The sequence below is a fragment of the Pseudomonas boreofloridensis genome (assembly GCF_030580795.1).
Classification (GTDB): Bacteria; Pseudomonadota; Gammaproteobacteria; order Pseudomonadales; family Pseudomonadaceae; genus Aquipseudomonas; species Aquipseudomonas boreofloridensis.
The window spans coordinates 111,005-125,824 of sequence record NZ_JAUQOQ010000005.1 but is presented as its reverse complement, the minus strand read 5'-3'; the positions used below and the strand labels follow the sequence as shown (position 1 = coordinate 125,824).

Below are 14,820 nucleotides of genomic sequence, written 5' to 3'. Positions count from 1 at the left end.
AGCTTGAAGCTGCAAGCTGCAAGTTGATCGGGGGAAAAACACGATGGCTGCATCGACGCAGCCATCGTTTGTCACATGTGGCGAAGCCGCTCGGCGCGGCTTCAGGGGTCAGCCGACCCGGTAGTTCGGCGCTTCCTTGGTGATCTGCACGTCGTGCACGTGGGACTCGGCCATGCCAGCGCCGGTGATGCGCACGAACTCAGGCTTGGTGCGCATCTCTTCGATGGTCGCGCTGCCGGTGTAGCCCATGGACGAACGCAGGCCGCCCATCAGTTGGTGGATGATCGCGGCCAGGGCGCCCTTGTACGGTACGCGGCCTTCGATACCTTCCGGCACCAGCTTTTCGGCGCCGGCCGAGGAGTCCTGGAAGTAGCGGTCGGACGAGCCTTGCGCCTGCGCCATGGCACCCAGTGAGCCCATGCCGCGGTAGGCCTTGTAGGAACGGCCCTGGAACAGCTCGACTTCGCCTGGAGCCTCTTCGGTACCGGCGAACATCGAACCCATCATGACGCAGGAAGCACCGGCAACGATGGCCTTGGACAGGTCACCGGAGAAGCGGATACCGCCGTCGGCGATCAGCGGCACGCCTGTGCCTTCCAGCGCAGCGGCAACGTTGGCGATGGCGCTGATCTGCGGCACGCCGACACCGGCGACGATACGGGTGGTGCAGATCGAGCCTGGGCCGATACCGACCTTGACCGCATCGGCGCCCGCTTCGGCCAGGGCCTTGGCGGCGGCGCCAGTGGCGATGTTGCCGCCGATCACCTGCACCTGCGGGTAGGTTTGCTTGACCCAGCGAACGCGTTCGATCACACCCTTGGAGTGGCCGTGGGCGGTGTCGACCACCACCACGTCGACGCCAGCGGCCACCAGCGCAGCAACACGCTCGCCGGTGTCCTTGCCGGTGCCGACCGCCGCGCCGACGCGCAGGCGACCCTGGTCGTCCTTGCTGGCCAGCGGGTAGGCCTTGGCTTTTTCGATGTCCTTGACGGTCATCATGCCCTTGAGGGCGAACTTGTCGTCGACGATCAGGACTTTTTCCAGACGATGCTTGTGCAGCAGCTCGCGGACTTCGTTCTTGTCGGCGCCTTCACGCACGGTGACCAGACGCTCTTTGGGCGTCATCACGTCGCGTACCTTGGCGTCCAGACGCGATTCGAAGCGCACGTCGCGGGAGGTGACGATACCCACCAGATCACCGTTTTCCAGCACCGGAACGCCGGAGATGTTGTTCAGACGGGTGAGGTCGAACAGGTCGCGCACGGTGGCGTCGGCCTCGATGGTGATCGGATCCTTGACCACGCCAGCCTCGAACTTCTTGACCTTGCGCACTTCGCCGGCCTGCTGCTCGATGGTCATGTTCTTGTGGATGATGCCGATGCCGCCTTCCTGGGCCATGGCGATGGCCAGGCGCGCTTCGGTGACGGTGTCCATGGCAGCGGACACCAGCGGGATGTTCAGCTCGATGCCGCGGGTCAATCGGGTCTTGAGGCTGACTTCATTGGGCAGTACCTCGGAATAACCGGGTACAAGGAGAATGTCGTCGAAGGTCAGGGCTTCTTGGCTGATACGCAGCATCGCGGGGGCTCCCGGGCGGGAAAAATGGAAGCGCGCCATTATACTCATGCAGGGCCCGGGGCTCAATGGGCAGCAGGCCTCACCGCTCAGCCCACCCTGACCACCGCCACCGGTTGATCCAGCCAGTCGGCGAAGTTGTCGAGAAAAGCCTGGGTGAACCCGGCCTCGCCCCAGTTGTTGAAGATGAAGCCCAGGTTGGAGAACGCGCACGGCTGCAGATACAGGAAGCCGTTGATGTCGTCCTCGAAGCCGCACAGCGGGCAGGTGAAGTTGTCACTCACCGCTGGCATCCACTCCTCCAGGCTTTCGAACAGCGGTTCGCCCACTTCGCGGCGACACTCAGGGCAGCCGGCTTCCTCCAGAAATCCGTCAGTCGGGGTATAGATGCAGCGCTTGAGCATCACTTCCAGACCATTGACCGGCTCGCCAAACGGCAGACGCTCCGGGTGCAGGGCCACCTTGCGTGCCCCCTCGGCCAATGCATGGCCCATGCGGTTGCCGGTGCGCCCGCAGGTGCTCAGGTGTTCCTCGACGATTTTCTCGCGTACCAGCCAGCGCACGATGGCCCGGGCGCGGGCCTCGTGCGCGGGTACGGTGGACAGTTTGGGGACAATGATGCTGTGGATGTTCATGAAGGGTCAGGCCTGAAACTGTAGCGATCGTGCAAGTCTACGCCCTGCTCAGCCCGTGAGGTAGCGACCGATCAGCGCCAGCCCACTGGCCAGCACCAACCAGGTGACCAGACGCACGAAGGCCTCGCGGGACAGGCGCAGGCTCAGGCGCCGCCCCAGCCACAAGCCGATCGCCATCACCGGCAGCAAGCACACCGCCAGCCACAGCAAGCGACTGTCGGCATACACGCCGGCCACCAGGAACAGCGCCAGCCGCACCAGGGTGCTGCAACTGATCAATGCGCTCTGCGTCGCCCGCACGTGCTCCTTGGCCGTCAGCCGCGCACTGAGGTAGATCGCATAGAGAAAGCCGCCACTGCCGAACAGTGCCCCGAACAGCCCGCCCACCGTCCCCATGGGCACCGCCCAGGCGGCGGCCAGACGCTGCGGGCGAGCCTTCACGCAGAGGCTGTAGAGCGCATAAGCGGTGACGAACAGCCCCATGAGCAAGAGCAGCAGGTCCGATTTCAGGTGCAGCAGGAACGCCACGCCCAAGGTGCAGCCCAGCGCCATGCACGGCAGCAGGCGCAGCAGTTCGCTGCGCACCACATCACGTCGCGACGGCAGCAGGTTGCCGAAAGCGGCGACGAAATCGAGCAACACCAGCAGCGGAATGATCCGCGACAACGGCATGAAATGGATCAACACCGGCCCGGCAATCAACGCGGTGCCGAAGCCGGCAATGCCAAAGACGACGTAAGCGGCAGCAATGCCTAATAGGATCGGCAGCCACTCCAAGCCTGTAAAAGGAAGCGCAATGAACATGTGCAGGTTTCCTGGAAAGACAGCACAAGATTAGCCACCCTTAAGCTATGCCGACTAATATGCCTTGACCTCTAAACCCATCTCGAAAAGGCATATCAAGAATGACCTCGCTCCGCCAACTGCGCTACTTCGTGGAAATCGCCGACAGCGGCAGCTTCACGGCGGCTGCCGAGCGGCTGTACGTCGCCCAATCGGCCTTGAGCCGCCAGATCAAGGAACTGGAGCAGCATCTCGGTACACCGCTGTTCGAGCGCACCGCACGCCAGCCTCGATTGACTCCGGCCGGCGAAGCGTTTCTCGGTCGGGCTCGGCAACTCCTGGCAGACCTGGATAGCGCACAGCGCCTGGCGCTGGAGGTCGGACAAGGTCTGCGCGGCAGCCTGCAGTTGAGTCATTCCAGCACCGTTCCCCTCACGGGCGAGCTGCTGACGCGCCTGAGCAGCTATCTGCGAAACCATCCAGAGGTCAACCTGGAAATCGCCCAGCAGTCATCGGAGGCGCAACTGCTGGACATCGCCGAAGGACGCCTGGACATCGGCTTGCTGCGCCTGCCCGTGCTGCGCCAGCACGAAGGCGTCGAACTGCACGAGCTGTTCAGCGAACCGCTGCTGCTGGCCGTCGCGGCCGAGCATCCGCTGGCTGGCGTGTCTGAAGCCGCGCTGGAGCACTTGAAGGACGAACGCTTCGTGTCCGTTCCCCACCGGCATCGAGGCGGACTGAGTTACTTGTCGGCTTCGCTGTGCCTGGACGCAGGATTCTTTCCCAAGGCCGCCCAGGTGGTGTCACGCAAGACCACCCAGCTTCAATTGATCGAGGCCGGTTTGGGCGTGGCGCTGTTGCCGGCCTGCATGCGCGACATTGCCCCGGTTTCGCTGAAGTTCATCACACTGAAACCACGCTGTGACAGCACGGTGGCCTTGGCCTGTCGCGCTGACGCGAGCGTGCTGGTGAGGCAGTTCGTGGCGGCGATGACGGCGTGAGGTCGGTTGATGGGGGGCACCACCCCTGCGTACCCCTCGCTGCCACCCAAGGAGCGGACACAGACAATCGCAAGCGTTGTCCTTTATGATGCCCGCCATGATCAGAGACCCTTTCGAACGACTCGGCCTGGACCGCGAGGTCCTCACCGTCACCCAGCTCAACGGCCGCGCCCGCGTGCTGCTCGAGGACGTGTTCCGCAGTGTCTGGGTGGAAGGCGAGATATCCAACCTCGCCCGCCCAGCCTCCGGCCACCTCTACTTCACCCTGAAAGACAGTGGTGCCCAGGTGCGCTGCGCGCTGTTCCGGCAGAACGCTGCGCGGGTTCGCCAGGCCCTGCGTGACGGTCTGGCGGTGAAGGTACGCGGCAAGGTGTCGCTGTTCGAGGGCCGTGGCGACTACCAGTTGATCGTCGACAGCGTCGAGCCGGCGGGCGATGGCGCCCTGCGCCTGGCCTTCGAAGCCCTGAAGGAAAAACTGGGCGAACAGGGCCTATTCGCCGCCGAGCGCAAACAGCCACTGCCGGCGCATCCGCGGCGCATTGGCATCGTCACCTCGCCCACCGGCGCGGTGATCCGCGACATCATCAGCGTCTTCGCTCGCCGCGCACCGCAGGTGGAACTCAACCTGATCCCCACGGCGGTGCAGGGGCGCGAAGCCGTCGGGCAGATCGTGCGCGCGCTGCAGCGGGCCGACAGCCTTGGCTTCGACGCGCTGATTCTGGCCCGTGGCGGTGGCTCGCTGGAAGACTTGTGGTGCTTCAACGAAGAACCGGTGGCGCGCGCCATCGCAGCCTGCGTCACGCCGATCGTCAGCGCGGTAGGGCATGAGACCGATGTGTCGATCAGCGACTTCGTCGCCGATGTGCGGGCCCCCACGCCCTCGGCGGCCGCCGAATTGCTGGCGCCCGACAGCAGCGGTCTGCTGCAACGCCTGGACAGCCTGCAACGCCGTCTGCTGTTGCGCATGAATGCCCGCTTGAGCCACGACCGTCTGCGCCTCGACGGCCTGGCCCGACGCCTGCGCCATCCACGCGAGCGACTGCGCCAGCAGGCCCAGCGCCTGGACGACCTGGACATGCGCCTGCGCCGCGCCTTCATGCTCGACCTGAACCAGCGCCAGCAGCGCCTGGGCCGTCTCGACACGCGCCTGGCCGCGCAGCATCCCGGGCGCACCCTGGCCCTGCTGGGACAGCGCCTGGACAGCCTGGGCGAACGTTTACCCAGGGCCATGCAGGCAGTGCTTCGTGACCGTCGCCAGCGCTTCCAGGCGCAGTTGCAAACGTTGCAGATCGTCAGCCCCCTGGCCACCCTGGCGCGCGGCTACAGCATCCTGCTCGACGACCGTGGCCAAGCGATCCGCAGCGCCGCCCAGACTCACAACGGCCAACGCCTGACCGCCCGCCTGGATCAGGGCGAGTTGCAGGTGCGGGTCGAAGACAACCATCAGACCCCGGTCACCCTCTCGCTTCTGGACTGACACATGCCCCGTCTGCTCGCCCCCCTGCTCGCCCTTTGCGCCCTGCTGCTGACCGCTACGGCCCAGGCCAGCTACATCACCCGCACCTTGAACAAACCCGTGCCTGGCGGCGTTGCGGTGGTCGATCTGGGCCCTGCCGCCAGCGCCCCGAGCGCTCGCTTCGAGGGCAAGCCGGTGCTGGTGGTCAAAGAGCAAGACCGCTGGCTGGCCATCGTCGGCCTCCCTCTCACCCAGAAGCCCGGTCCTGCCAGCCTCACCCAGGGCACGCGCACCTTGCCCTTCAGCGTCGGCAGCAAGAAATACCCAGAGCAACGCATCACCCTGAAGAACACACGCCAGGTCAATCCTGAGCCGGACGACCTCAAGCGCATCAACCGCGAATTGGCCGAACAGATCAAGGCGTACCGCAGCTTCAGCCCAGGCGTGCCCAGCAACCTGATCCTCGACAAGCCAGTCAATGGTCCCCTGTCGAGCAAGTTTGGTGTGCGCCGCTTCTTCAACGGCGAGGAGCGCAATCCCCACGCCGGTCTGGACTTCGCCGTGCCCGCCGGCACGCCGATCAAGACCCCGGCCAACGGCAAGGTGATTCTGGTGGGCGATTATTTCTTCAATGGCCGCACGGTGTTCGTCGACCATGGCCAGGGCTTCATCAGCATGTTCTGTCACATGTCCAAGGTGGACGTGCAGCCGGGGCAGGTAGTGCGCCGTGGCGACGTCGTCGGGCGGGTGGGCTCTACAGGACGGGCCACCGGGCCGCACATGCATTGGAACGTCAGCCTGAACGATGCGCGGGTGGACCCGGCGATTTTCATCGGTGCGTTTCAGCCTTGAGGGCAGTGGCGGCCGTTCGCAGGTGAATCCGCGAAAGGCCGCCCGGTCAACAAAACCGAGTTGCGCCATCCAAAAATACTGCGCAACAATTCAAAACCCTTTATTGGAATTCAGCTATTGAATCTCGCAAAAAAGGTTTATTTAAGCATTCCTCTCAATTTTTTCCCGCCGCTTGCCAACCCCCATGCCACTGGTTAGGGTTGAGGGCATGAAAACCGCCAACACCCTCATTCTGCTCCGCCAACACCGCAGCCTTTGCCTGGTCAGTGCACGACTACCTGGCTGAACCGCATCGTCCCGCCGCGTCATCTCGTCACCGCTTGGCAGGCCCGATCAGGCCGCACATTTAAAGGATTGCTCCAATGACCATGCTCAAAGACCCTTCCAAGAAATACCGCGCCTTCCCCACCATCGACCTGCCCGACCGCACCTGGCCTTCGCAAACCCTCACCCAGGCGCCAATCTGGTGCAGCTCCGACCTGCGTGACGGCAACCAGTCGCTGATCGAACCGATGGATGCGGAAAAGAAGCTGCGCTTCTGGAAGACCTTGGTGCAGGTCGGTGTGAAAGAAATCGAAGCGGCCTTCCCCTCGGCCTCGCAGACCGATTTCGACTTCGTGCGCACCCTGATTGAAGATGGCCACATCCCCGACGACACCACCATCCAGGTGCTCACCCAGGCCCGTGAAGACCTGATCGCACGTACCTTCGAGTCCCTGCGCGGGGCCAAGAAAGCCATCGTCCACCTGTATAACGCCACCTGCCCGTCATTCCGCCGCATCGTCTTCAACCAGGACAAGCAAGGCGTGAAGGACATCGCGGTAAACGCCGCCAAGCTGTTCGTCAAGTACGCCGCCCAGCAGCCAGACACCCAGTGGACCTTCCAGTATTCCCCGGAAACCTTCAGCGCCACTGAAATGGCGTTCGCCAAGGAAGTGTGCGATGCGGTGATCGAGGTATGGAACCCGACCCCGGAACACAAGATCATCCTCAACCTGCCAGCCACCGTCGAAGTGGCCACGCCGAACGTCTACGCCGACCAGATCGAATGGTTCTGCCGCCACGTCAACCGTCGCGACAGCGTCATCATCAGCCTGCACACCCATAACGATCGTGGCACCGGCATCGCCGCCACCGAGCTGGGCTTGATGGCCGGCGCCGACCGCGCCGAGGGCTGCCTGTTCGGCAACGGCGAGCGCACCGGCAACGTCGACTTGGTCACCCTGGCGCTGAACCTGTACACCCAGGGCATCGACCCGCAACTGGACTTCTCCGACATCGACGGCGTGCGCAAGGTCGTCGAAGAGTGCAACCAACTGCCCGTGCACCCACGTCATCCGTATGTGGGCGACCTCGTGCACACCGCCTTCTCCGGCTCTCACCAGGACGCCATCCGCAAGGGCTTCACCCAGCAGAAGGACGGTGAATTGTGGGAAGTGCCGTACCTGCCGATCGACCCGGCTGACATCGGCCGCAGCTACGAGGCGGTGATCCGCGTCAACAGCCAGTCCGGCAAAGGCGGTATCACCTACCTGCTGGAGCAGGAATACGGCATCAGCCTGCCGCGTCGCATGCAGATCGAATTCAGCCAAGTGGTGCAAGGCGAGACCGATCGCCTGGGCCTGGAAATGACCGCTCAGCAGATCTACAGCCTGCTGCACAAAGAGTACCTGCAAGCCAACGCACCCTACGCGCTGGTCAGCCATCGCCTGCAGGAAGAGAACGGCAGCAGCGCCGTGGAAGTGGAAGTGGCCGGTGAAGGCGAAACCACTCTGCACTGGCGCGGCAAGGGCAACGGCGCCCTGGAAGCCTTGGTCGCCGGCCTGCCGGTCGCGGTCGAGATCATGGACTACAACGAGCACGCCATCGGTGCCGGCACCAACGCCAAGGCCGCAGCCTACATCGAACTGCGCGTGGCCGGCGGTCGTCCGGTACATGGCGTGGGTATCGACGAGAACATCACCACGGCCAGCTTCAAGGCCCTGTTCAGCGCCCTGAACCGCTCGCTGAGCCAGCAGTCTGCCAAAGCGGCCTGATTGCCAGCGCACTACCCTGAGAGCCCGCCTCGCAAGACGCGGGCTTTTTGTTGTGCGCAGGACAGTCGCTCGTGCGCAGCAGACCGCCTCCCCCAGCAGAAACTGGCGTCACAGGTCTGAGCACGACAACGGCTGGTCTCGCAATTCAAGGTCGCCTGATCGTCGAATCACAGGCAAAAAAAGGGGCGCCGACCAAGCGCCCCACAAGCCGTACAGCACACAACGAAATTCGTATCAGCCCAGCAACGCCATGGCCTCGGCGCTGCACGCCTCGATCCGCGCCCAGTCGCCGCTCTTGACCCAACTGCTGTCGAGCATCCAGGTGCCGCCAACGCACATCACGTTCGGCAAGGCCATGTAGCTGCGGGCATTGGCCGGATTGACGCCGCCGGTAGGGCAAAAACGGATGTCGCCGAACGGGCCGCCATAGGCCTTGATCGCGGCGACGCCACCGACTACTTCTGCCGGGAACAGTTTGAAGCGGCGATAGCCCAGCGCGTAACCGGCCATGATTTCCGATGGCGTGCTGATGCCTGGCAGCAGCGGGATGTCGCTGCGAACACCGGCCTCGAGCACCTCAGCCGTGATGCCCGGCGTCACCACGAATTGCGCGCCCGCAGCTTCGACGGCGGCGAACATCGCCGGGTCGAGCACGGTGCCAGCGCCGATGCACAGCTCGGGGCGCTGTTCGCGCAGCACGCGGATGGCCTTCAAGCCGTGCTCGGAGCGCAAGGTCACCTCCAAGGTGCGAATGCCACCGGCGGCCAGCGCGTCGGCCAACGGCAGGATGTCCTGCTCGCGGGCGATGGTGATCACCGGCAGGATGCGCGCCTGAGCGCAAATCTGGTCGATGCGGGCGGCTTTTTCGGCCATCGAGCGCAGCGGTTGGGGGCGTTCAAGGGTGGTCATGACAGTGGATCCTTGGCTCATGGGCACCAGTAGATGTCCAGGGGGTCGTGAAGAAAGGCGCGAATCGGCATCTGCGCGGCATCATCGGCGGCCAGTGCCGCGCGTAGGGCGGCGAGCTTACCCGGGCCTTGCACCGACAAGACAGTGAAGGCGGCGCTGGACAGCAGCGCGCGGGTCATCGACAGGCGCTGGTGCGGCACGCTTGGCGCCAGCATCGGCAGGCAGCGACGGCTGGCGCCAGGGTCCAGCCCCTCAGCCAGGTGCGGACTGTCCGGGAACAGCGAAGCGGTATGGCCATCATCGCCCATGCCCAGGATCAGCACGTCGATGGGCGGCAACTCGGCCAGTGCCTGGTCCGCCGCTTCTGCTGCGGCCTCAAGGTTGTCGCCGCGCTGGTAAAGACCGAGGAAACGAGCCTTGGCCGCCGCGCCCTTGAACAGGTGGCGGGCCAGCAGCCCGGCATTGCTGTCGGCATGCTCGACCGGCACCCAGCGCTCGTCGGCCAGCGATACCGTGACCTTCGACCAATCCAGCGACGCGCTGGAAAGCTGCTCCAGGAATGCCACGGGGCTGCGCCCCCCGGACACCACCAGGCACGCCTGGCCCTTGGCGGCCACGGCCGCAGCCAGCCGCTCGGCCACATCGGCGGCCAACGCCGCGGCCAGCCGCTTGCTGTCGGCCAGTTCATGGACCTTCACGTTGCTCGGCAGTCGCAGTTCAGATATCGCCATACCAGGCTCTCCCATCGCGAGTGATCAGTGCAATCGAGCTCATCGGGCCCCAGGACCCTGCCGCATAAGGCTTGGGCGCATCGCCAGCGTTCTTCCAGCCGGCGATCAACTGGTCGCACCAGGTCCAGGCGTACTCGATCTCGTCCTTGCGCACGAACAGGTTCTGGTTGCCGCGCATCACTTCGAGCAACAAACGCTCGTAGGCATCCGGAATCCGCGCGCTGCGCCAGGTGTCGGAAAAATTCAGTTGAAGTGGGCCACTGCGCAGGTGCATGCCCTTGTCCAGCCCCTGCTCCTTGGTCATCACCCGCAGCGAGATGCCTTCGTCCGGTTGCAGGCGGATGATCAGCTTGTTGCCAATCTGCAGACGCTGCTCCGGAGCGAAGATGTAGTGCGGGGTTTCCTTGAAGTGGATGACGATCTGCGACAGTTTCTGCGGCATGCGCTTGCCGGTACGCAGATAGAACGGCACGCCGGACCAGCGCCAGTTGCGGATATCGGCACGCAGGGCGACGAAGGTTTCGGTGTCGCTCTGGGCATTGGCATTGTCTTCTTCCAGGTAACCAGGCACCGGCTTGCCGTCGCTGTAACCGGCAATGTACTGGCCGCGCACCACCCGGGTGCTGAGTCCGTCGCCGGTGATCGGCGCCAGCGCCTTGAGCACCTTGACCTTCTCGTCGCGGATGCTGTCGGCCGACAGGTCGCTGGGCGGGTCCATGGCGATCAGGCACAGCAGCTGCAACAGGTGATTCTGGATCATGTCGCGCAACTGGCCAGCCTTGTCGAAGTAGCCCCAGCGACCTTCGATACCGACTTTCTCGGCCACGGTGATCTCCACGTGGGAGATAGAGTTCTGGTTCCACTGGGTTTCAAACAGACTGTTGGCAAAACGCAGGGCGATCAGGTTCTGGACCGTTTCCTTGCCCAGGTAATGGTCGATGCGATAGACCCGGCTCTCGGGGAAGAAGCGCGCCACGGCGTCGTTGACCCGACGCGAGGACTCCAGGTCATGACCGATGGGTTTTTCCAGCACCACGCGGGTGCGCTCGGCCAAACCGACCTTGTCGAGGTTTTCGCAGATGGCGCCATACACCGCTGCCGCCGTGGCGAAATAGGCGATCAGCGGCAGGCCCTCGCCGGCCTGCTCGGCCAGCGCGGTATAGCCCTCGGCCTGGACGAAATCCAGGTGCAGGTAACTCAGGCGCGCGATGAAGCGCTGCAAGGTCTGGGGGTCGATATCGGCATCCGGCACGAAGCGCCGCAACTGGGCTTCGATGGTCGCCAGGTGATCGTCGGCGCTGCCCGGCTCACGGGCCAAGGCCAACAGGCGCGTGTCGGCGTGCAGCAGGCCGGCGCGATCGAGCTGATAGAGGGCAGGAAACAGCTTGCGCAACGCCAGGTCGCCGAGGGCGCCGAATAGGGCGAAAGTGCAAGGTTCTACGCTAATGGCCGCCATGATGTTGGTTCTTTTATTAAAGTGGACGTAGGAATACCGTTTTCAGGCGTACTTTTCAAGAAGAATGTAGTAAAAACAACAACATTACCCCTAAGTGGTACAGACGTGTGGTATGACACACCCACCCTCAGTACGATAGACAACCCTGCAACATGCCGGCAGTTCCCGCAGCCGGCCGCGTTTCCGACCCAAGGACAACCCATGGACCGTGTGCGAAACCTCCTGGAGCAGATCCAGGGACGCCTCGACGAGCTGAACAAGGCCGAACGCAAAGTCGCCGAGGTCATCCTCCTCAACCCGCAGCAGGCCACGCGCTTCAGCATCGCCGCCCTGGCCCAGGCGGCCAAGGTCAGCGAACCGACCGTCAACCGCTTCTGCCGCTCCTTCGGCGTCAGCGGCTATCCCGAACTCAAGCTGCAACTGGCACAGAGCCTGGCCAGCGGCGCGGCTTACGTGAGCCGCGCGGTGGAAGCCGACGACGACCCGGCCGCCTACACCCAGAAGATCTTCGCCAGCGCCATCGCCTCGCTCGACAGCGCGTGCCAGCAGATCGATCCGCAGCAGGTCAGCCGCGCCGTGGACATGATGATCCAGGCGCGCCAGATCCACTTCTTCGGCCTCGGCGCCTCGGCCCCGGTGGCCATGGACGCGCAGCACAAATTCTTCCGCTTCAACCTGGCCGTGTCGGCCCACCCCGATGTGCTGATGCAGCGCATGCTGGCATCGGTCGCGCACACCGGTGACCTGTTCGTGATCATCTCCTACACCGGACGCACCCGCGAACTGGTGGAAGTAGCCCGCCAGGCTCGGGAAAACGGCGCCTCGGTGCTGGGCATCACCGCCGCCGGTTCGCCGCTGGCCAGCGCCTGCAGCCTGAGCCTGCACTTGCCGCTACCGGAAGACACCGACATCTACATGCCCATGACCTCACGCATCATCCAGTTGACCGTGCTCGACGTCCTGGCCACCGGCATGACCCTGCGCCGGGGCTCGGACTTCCAGCCGCACCTGCGCAAGATCAAGGAAAGCCTCAACGCCAGCCGCTACCCCGCCGAGGACAACGAGCTCAACTGAGCCGATGGGCCTGCAGCGTCAACTGTGCGCGCTGCCCTGGCGCCAGTCTCAGCCCCTCGGCGCTGCCGCTGGCGGCCTCGACGCAGACGAAACCCTGGCTCTCGCGACCGCTAACCCCCATCAGCGGCCGATTGCCGGGATGCCAGACCACGGTGTCGTCGCTGTCGCTGGTGTCGATGTACAGTTCGCGCTCCCAGGCCGGGTCGTGCAACTGCACCTTCGGCGTGCCCGGATACACCTTCTGGCAGCCCCCGTTGAGGGTCAGCGCGCCTTCTTCGCGGCAGGCCTGGCGGTTGAGCCGGTCATAGCCGTCGATGTCCTCAAGACCCGACAAGGCGACCTGCGACACGTCGCTGATGCGCCAGAACGCCAGCAGCGCATGGCTCAACTGGCATGGCTGGCTGTCCTGGTGCTCGGTGCTCAAGCGCAGCTCCATGCTCGCACCCAGCCGCGCATGCAGGTCCACCTGCCAATCGCACAGGTCCAGGCGCCAGGTGAGACTCACCCCCTGCTCGTCCTCGCAACTGTCCAGCAGCTTCCAGTCCAGCAGCCGGCCCCAGCCGTGGGCCGGCCACAAGTCCTCGCTGGGATGACGGCCATACCACGGCCAGCACACCGGTACCCCACCCCGAATCGCACCCACCTGCGGCCACTGCTCGGCGCACCACAACCACGGCTTCTCACCGGTCGGCTGGAAGTGCAACAACTGCGCACCCTGGCGACTGAACACCGCCTGGCAGCGAGGATGATCGATGATCAGGACATCGCGCTGCTGGTGACGCTCCCACTCGAAAACCGGTCTCGGCCGTTGCGAGGTGAAGAAGCGCTGGAGCGGATGTTCGGACATTTCAGAGACACTCTTGTTGTTGAGACAGCGCTATCTCGGAGGTGAAAAAACATCCACTGCCAGGCAGTGGATGTTGGGGTGAGAGGCGATGGCGTAAATTTACAACAATCGGTCTCAGAATGACGACTGAATCTTCAGGCCGGCGACCAGTACGTTGTCGACTTCGTCCACGCCGCCCGGACGCTTGATGTACTGCAGGTTCGGGCGCACGGTCAGCCAGTTGGTGACGTGGAAGCCGTAGTACAACTCAGCGTTGTACTCGGTGCGCTGCAGCGGCAGGAAGGCCGGGTTGTCATAGTCGTCGATGCCGTTGAAGGCATTGATCTGCTCGGCGCGCTTCTTCACATCGTCGTTGACATGGATGCGGGCGATGCCGAAGCCGATGTCATCCTTGGGCCGTGCATCGAAGGCGCCTTTGTAGACCATGCCCACTTGCTGGTAGTTGTCGACCACGTTGGTGGCCTTGTCGTGCACGGTGAAGTTGGCGAACAGGTTCAGGCCGCGGCTGGCGTCGCCGTTGTGCGCAGTGACCTGTTGCTGGGCCACCACCCACCAGCCATGCTTGCTGGAATGCGACTTGAAGTCGGTGCCCGAGATGCCCTGCGGGTTGCCATTGATGTCCTTGTACACGTCGGTGGCGTCGGCGGTGCTGTAGTAGTAGCCCAGGCGGTACTCGCCCGGCAGACCATTGACCTTCGGCGACCAGACCATCTCCACCGGCAGGATCGCGCCCTTGGTGCCACTGCCGCTGAGCTTGAAGCCGTTGCCGGTCTCCAGGTTCGAAGGGTTCTGCTCGAAGGCGCCGACCTGAACGAAGAACTCCGGGGTGATGTTGTACTTCACGCGCAGCGCCCACTGGCTCACCGGCCAGTTGTACCAGATGCCGCCCACCCAGTTGCCCACCTGCGAGCCGCAGAACGCCAGGTTCTGGAAGTCGCAGGGGAAACTGTTGAAGTCTTCGCCCGGACCGTAGCGCCCGAATTTGACGTCCAGCGCGCCGTCGAAGTACTTCTGCTTGACCCACATCTGGGTCAGGCGCCAGGTCTGGCCACGGCCCCAGACTTCCTGCACCGAGCTGAACTGCCCGGCGCGTGGATCGCTGATGCGGTCGTTGGACAGGTTGCGCCCGCTGCGCTCGGTGATCGCCAGCTTGAACTCGGCGTCGTGCCAGCCCAGGATCTTCTGCAGGTCCAGGTGCGCGCCGAGGGCGAACTGGTCGCTGTAGCGCGCGGTCTTGTCGTGGTTGTAGCCACCGCGCAGATTGCCGGCCACCTCGCCGACATAGTCCACACTGAAGTCATAGCCTTTTTCCAGCAACTCGGTGCGCGTGCCGCCCCAGTCGCCGGTCATCCATTTCGAGTCGCTGGAAAACGCCTCGGCGGCGTGCGCGCCGGTGCTGCCGAACAGGGCAAGCAGGGTCAGCGATCCCAGGGCCTTGATACGTTTGCGATGTTCCATCCGTTGG

General features: G+C 64.1%; 13 protein-coding genes. 5 read left to right on the top strand and 8 right to left on the bottom strand.

Annotated features, from left to right (window positions below):
• Positions 1 to 108: 108 nt before the first annotated feature.
• The 3 genes from guaB to Q6A47_RS08070 form a co-directional block, all read right to left on the bottom strand.
• Complete coding sequence (gene guaB / locus Q6A47_RS08080) at positions 109 to 1,578, bottom strand: IMP dehydrogenase (RefSeq protein WP_039575726.1); 1,470 nt, start codon at positions 1,576 to 1,578, stop codon at positions 109 to 111.
• An 86-nt stretch (positions 1,579 to 1,664) separates the two neighbouring features.
• Positions 1,665 to 2,210 carry a hypothetical protein gene (locus Q6A47_RS08075; RefSeq protein ID WP_039575723.1) on the bottom strand — a complete coding sequence of 182 codons (546 nt, stop codon included), beginning with the start codon at positions 2,208 to 2,210 and terminating at the stop codon, positions 1,665 to 1,667.
• A 48-nt stretch (positions 2,211 to 2,258) separates the two neighbouring features.
• Positions 2,259 to 3,014 carry a sulfite exporter TauE/SafE family protein gene (locus Q6A47_RS08070; protein ID WP_116887649.1) on the bottom strand — a complete coding sequence of 252 codons (756 nt, stop codon included), beginning with the start codon at positions 3,012 to 3,014 and terminating at the stop codon, positions 2,259 to 2,261.
• Positions 3,015 to 3,115: 101 nt separating this feature from the next.
• Here Q6A47_RS08070 and Q6A47_RS08065 point away from each other — a divergent pair, with 101 nt between their 5' ends.
• From Q6A47_RS08065 to leuA, 4 genes are all read left to right on the top strand, one after another.
• Entirely contained in the window at positions 3,116 to 3,994 is an 879-nt protein-coding gene (locus tag Q6A47_RS08065) for a LysR family transcriptional regulator (RefSeq protein WP_304483890.1), read from the top strand.
• Between the two features lie 97 nt (positions 3,995 to 4,091).
• The gene (xseA, locus tag Q6A47_RS08060; RefSeq protein ID WP_039583057.1) at positions 4,092 to 5,471 is read left to right on the top strand and encodes an exodeoxyribonuclease VII large subunit; all 1,380 of its coding nucleotides are present in this window, start codon (positions 4,092 to 4,094) and stop codon (positions 5,469 to 5,471) included.
• A gap of 3 nt (positions 5,472 to 5,474) precedes the next feature.
• Complete coding sequence (locus Q6A47_RS08055) at positions 5,475 to 6,302, top strand: peptidoglycan DD-metalloendopeptidase family protein (RefSeq protein WP_304483888.1); 828 nt, start codon at positions 5,475 to 5,477, stop codon at positions 6,300 to 6,302.
• 362 nt (positions 6,303 to 6,664) lie between these two features.
• On the top strand, positions 6,665 to 8,338 hold the full coding sequence (gene leuA / locus Q6A47_RS08050; protein WP_029613363.1) for a 2-isopropylmalate synthase: 1,674 nt from the start codon (positions 6,665 to 6,667) through the stop codon (positions 8,336 to 8,338).
• Positions 8,339 to 8,572: 234 nt separating this feature from the next.
• Here the strand turns inward: leuA and Q6A47_RS08045 are convergent, their stop codons facing one another.
• The 3 genes from Q6A47_RS08045 to zwf are packed head-to-tail and all read right to left on the bottom strand — an operon-like array spanning position 8,573 to position 11,434.
• On the bottom strand, positions 8,573 to 9,247 hold the full coding sequence (locus Q6A47_RS08045; protein WP_039575714.1) for a bifunctional 4-hydroxy-2-oxoglutarate aldolase/2-dehydro-3-deoxy-phosphogluconate aldolase: 675 nt from the start codon (positions 9,245 to 9,247) through the stop codon (positions 8,573 to 8,575).
• Positions 9,248 to 9,264: 17 nt separating this feature from the next.
• The gene (gene pgl, locus Q6A47_RS08040) at positions 9,265 to 9,978 is read right to left on the bottom strand and encodes a 6-phosphogluconolactonase (protein WP_304483884.1); all 714 of its coding nucleotides are present in this window, start codon (positions 9,976 to 9,978) and stop codon (positions 9,265 to 9,267) included.
• Complete coding sequence (gene zwf / locus Q6A47_RS08035) at positions 9,965 to 11,434, bottom strand: glucose-6-phosphate dehydrogenase (RefSeq protein ID WP_029613366.1); 1,470 nt, start codon at positions 11,432 to 11,434, stop codon at positions 9,965 to 9,967. Before zwf ends, pgl begins: the two co-directional genes overlap by 14 nt.
• Positions 11,435 to 11,644: 210 nt before the next feature.
• Here zwf and hexR point away from each other — a divergent pair, with 210 nt between their 5' ends.
• Positions 11,645 to 12,508: a DNA-binding transcriptional regulator HexR gene (hexR, locus tag Q6A47_RS08030; protein WP_295484247.1), complete on the top strand. Its 864-nt coding sequence runs from the start codon at positions 11,645 to 11,647 to the stop codon at positions 12,506 to 12,508.
• Here the strand turns inward: hexR and Q6A47_RS08025 are convergent.
• Positions 12,501 to 13,355 carry a D-hexose-6-phosphate mutarotase gene (locus Q6A47_RS08025; protein WP_304483882.1) on the bottom strand — a complete coding sequence of 285 codons (855 nt, stop codon included), beginning with the start codon at positions 13,353 to 13,355 and terminating at the stop codon, positions 12,501 to 12,503. The genes hexR and Q6A47_RS08025 overlap by 8 nt on opposite strands.
• A 114-nt stretch (positions 13,356 to 13,469) precedes the next feature.
• The gene (locus tag Q6A47_RS08020) at positions 13,470 to 14,813 is read right to left on the bottom strand and encodes a carbohydrate porin (RefSeq protein ID WP_304483880.1); all 1,344 of its coding nucleotides are present in this window, start codon (positions 14,811 to 14,813) and stop codon (positions 13,470 to 13,472) included.
• Between the last annotated feature and the right edge of the window lie 7 nt (positions 14,814 to 14,820).

Coding starts and splice junctions, on each gene's coding strand:
- guaB (WP_039575726.1), bottom strand. CDS start 1,578: ATGCTGCGTATCAGCCAAGAAGCCCTGACCTTCGACGACATTCTCCTT.
- Q6A47_RS08075 (WP_039575723.1), bottom strand. CDS start 2,210: ATGAACATCCACAGCATCATTGTCCCCAAACTGTCCACCGTACCCGCG.
- Q6A47_RS08070 (WP_116887649.1), bottom strand. CDS start 3,014: ATGTTCATTGCGCTTCCTTTTACAGGCTTGGAGTGGCTGCCGATCCTA.
- Q6A47_RS08065 (WP_304483890.1), top strand. CDS start 3,116: ATGACCTCGCTCCGCCAACTGCGCTACTTCGTGGAAATCGCCGACAGC.
- xseA (WP_039583057.1), top strand. CDS start 4,092: ATGATCAGAGACCCTTTCGAACGACTCGGCCTGGACCGCGAGGTCCTC.
- Q6A47_RS08055 (WP_304483888.1), top strand. CDS start 5,475: ATGCCCCGTCTGCTCGCCCCCCTGCTCGCCCTTTGCGCCCTGCTGCTG.
- leuA (WP_029613363.1), top strand. CDS start 6,665: ATGACCATGCTCAAAGACCCTTCCAAGAAATACCGCGCCTTCCCCACC.
- Q6A47_RS08045 (WP_039575714.1), bottom strand. CDS start 9,247: ATGACCACCCTTGAACGCCCCCAACCGCTGCGCTCGATGGCCGAAAAA.
- pgl (WP_304483884.1), bottom strand. CDS start 9,978: ATGGCGATATCTGAACTGCGACTGCCGAGCAACGTGAAGGTCCATGAA.
- zwf (WP_029613366.1), bottom strand. CDS start 11,434: ATGGCGGCCATTAGCGTAGAACCTTGCACTTTCGCCCTATTCGGCGCC.
- Q6A47_RS08025 (WP_304483882.1), bottom strand. CDS start 13,355: ATGTCCGAACATCCGCTCCAGCGCTTCTTCACCTCGCAACGGCCGAGA.
- Q6A47_RS08020 (WP_304483880.1), bottom strand. CDS start 14,813: ATGGAACATCGCAAACGTATCAAGGCCCTGGGATCGCTGACCCTGCTT.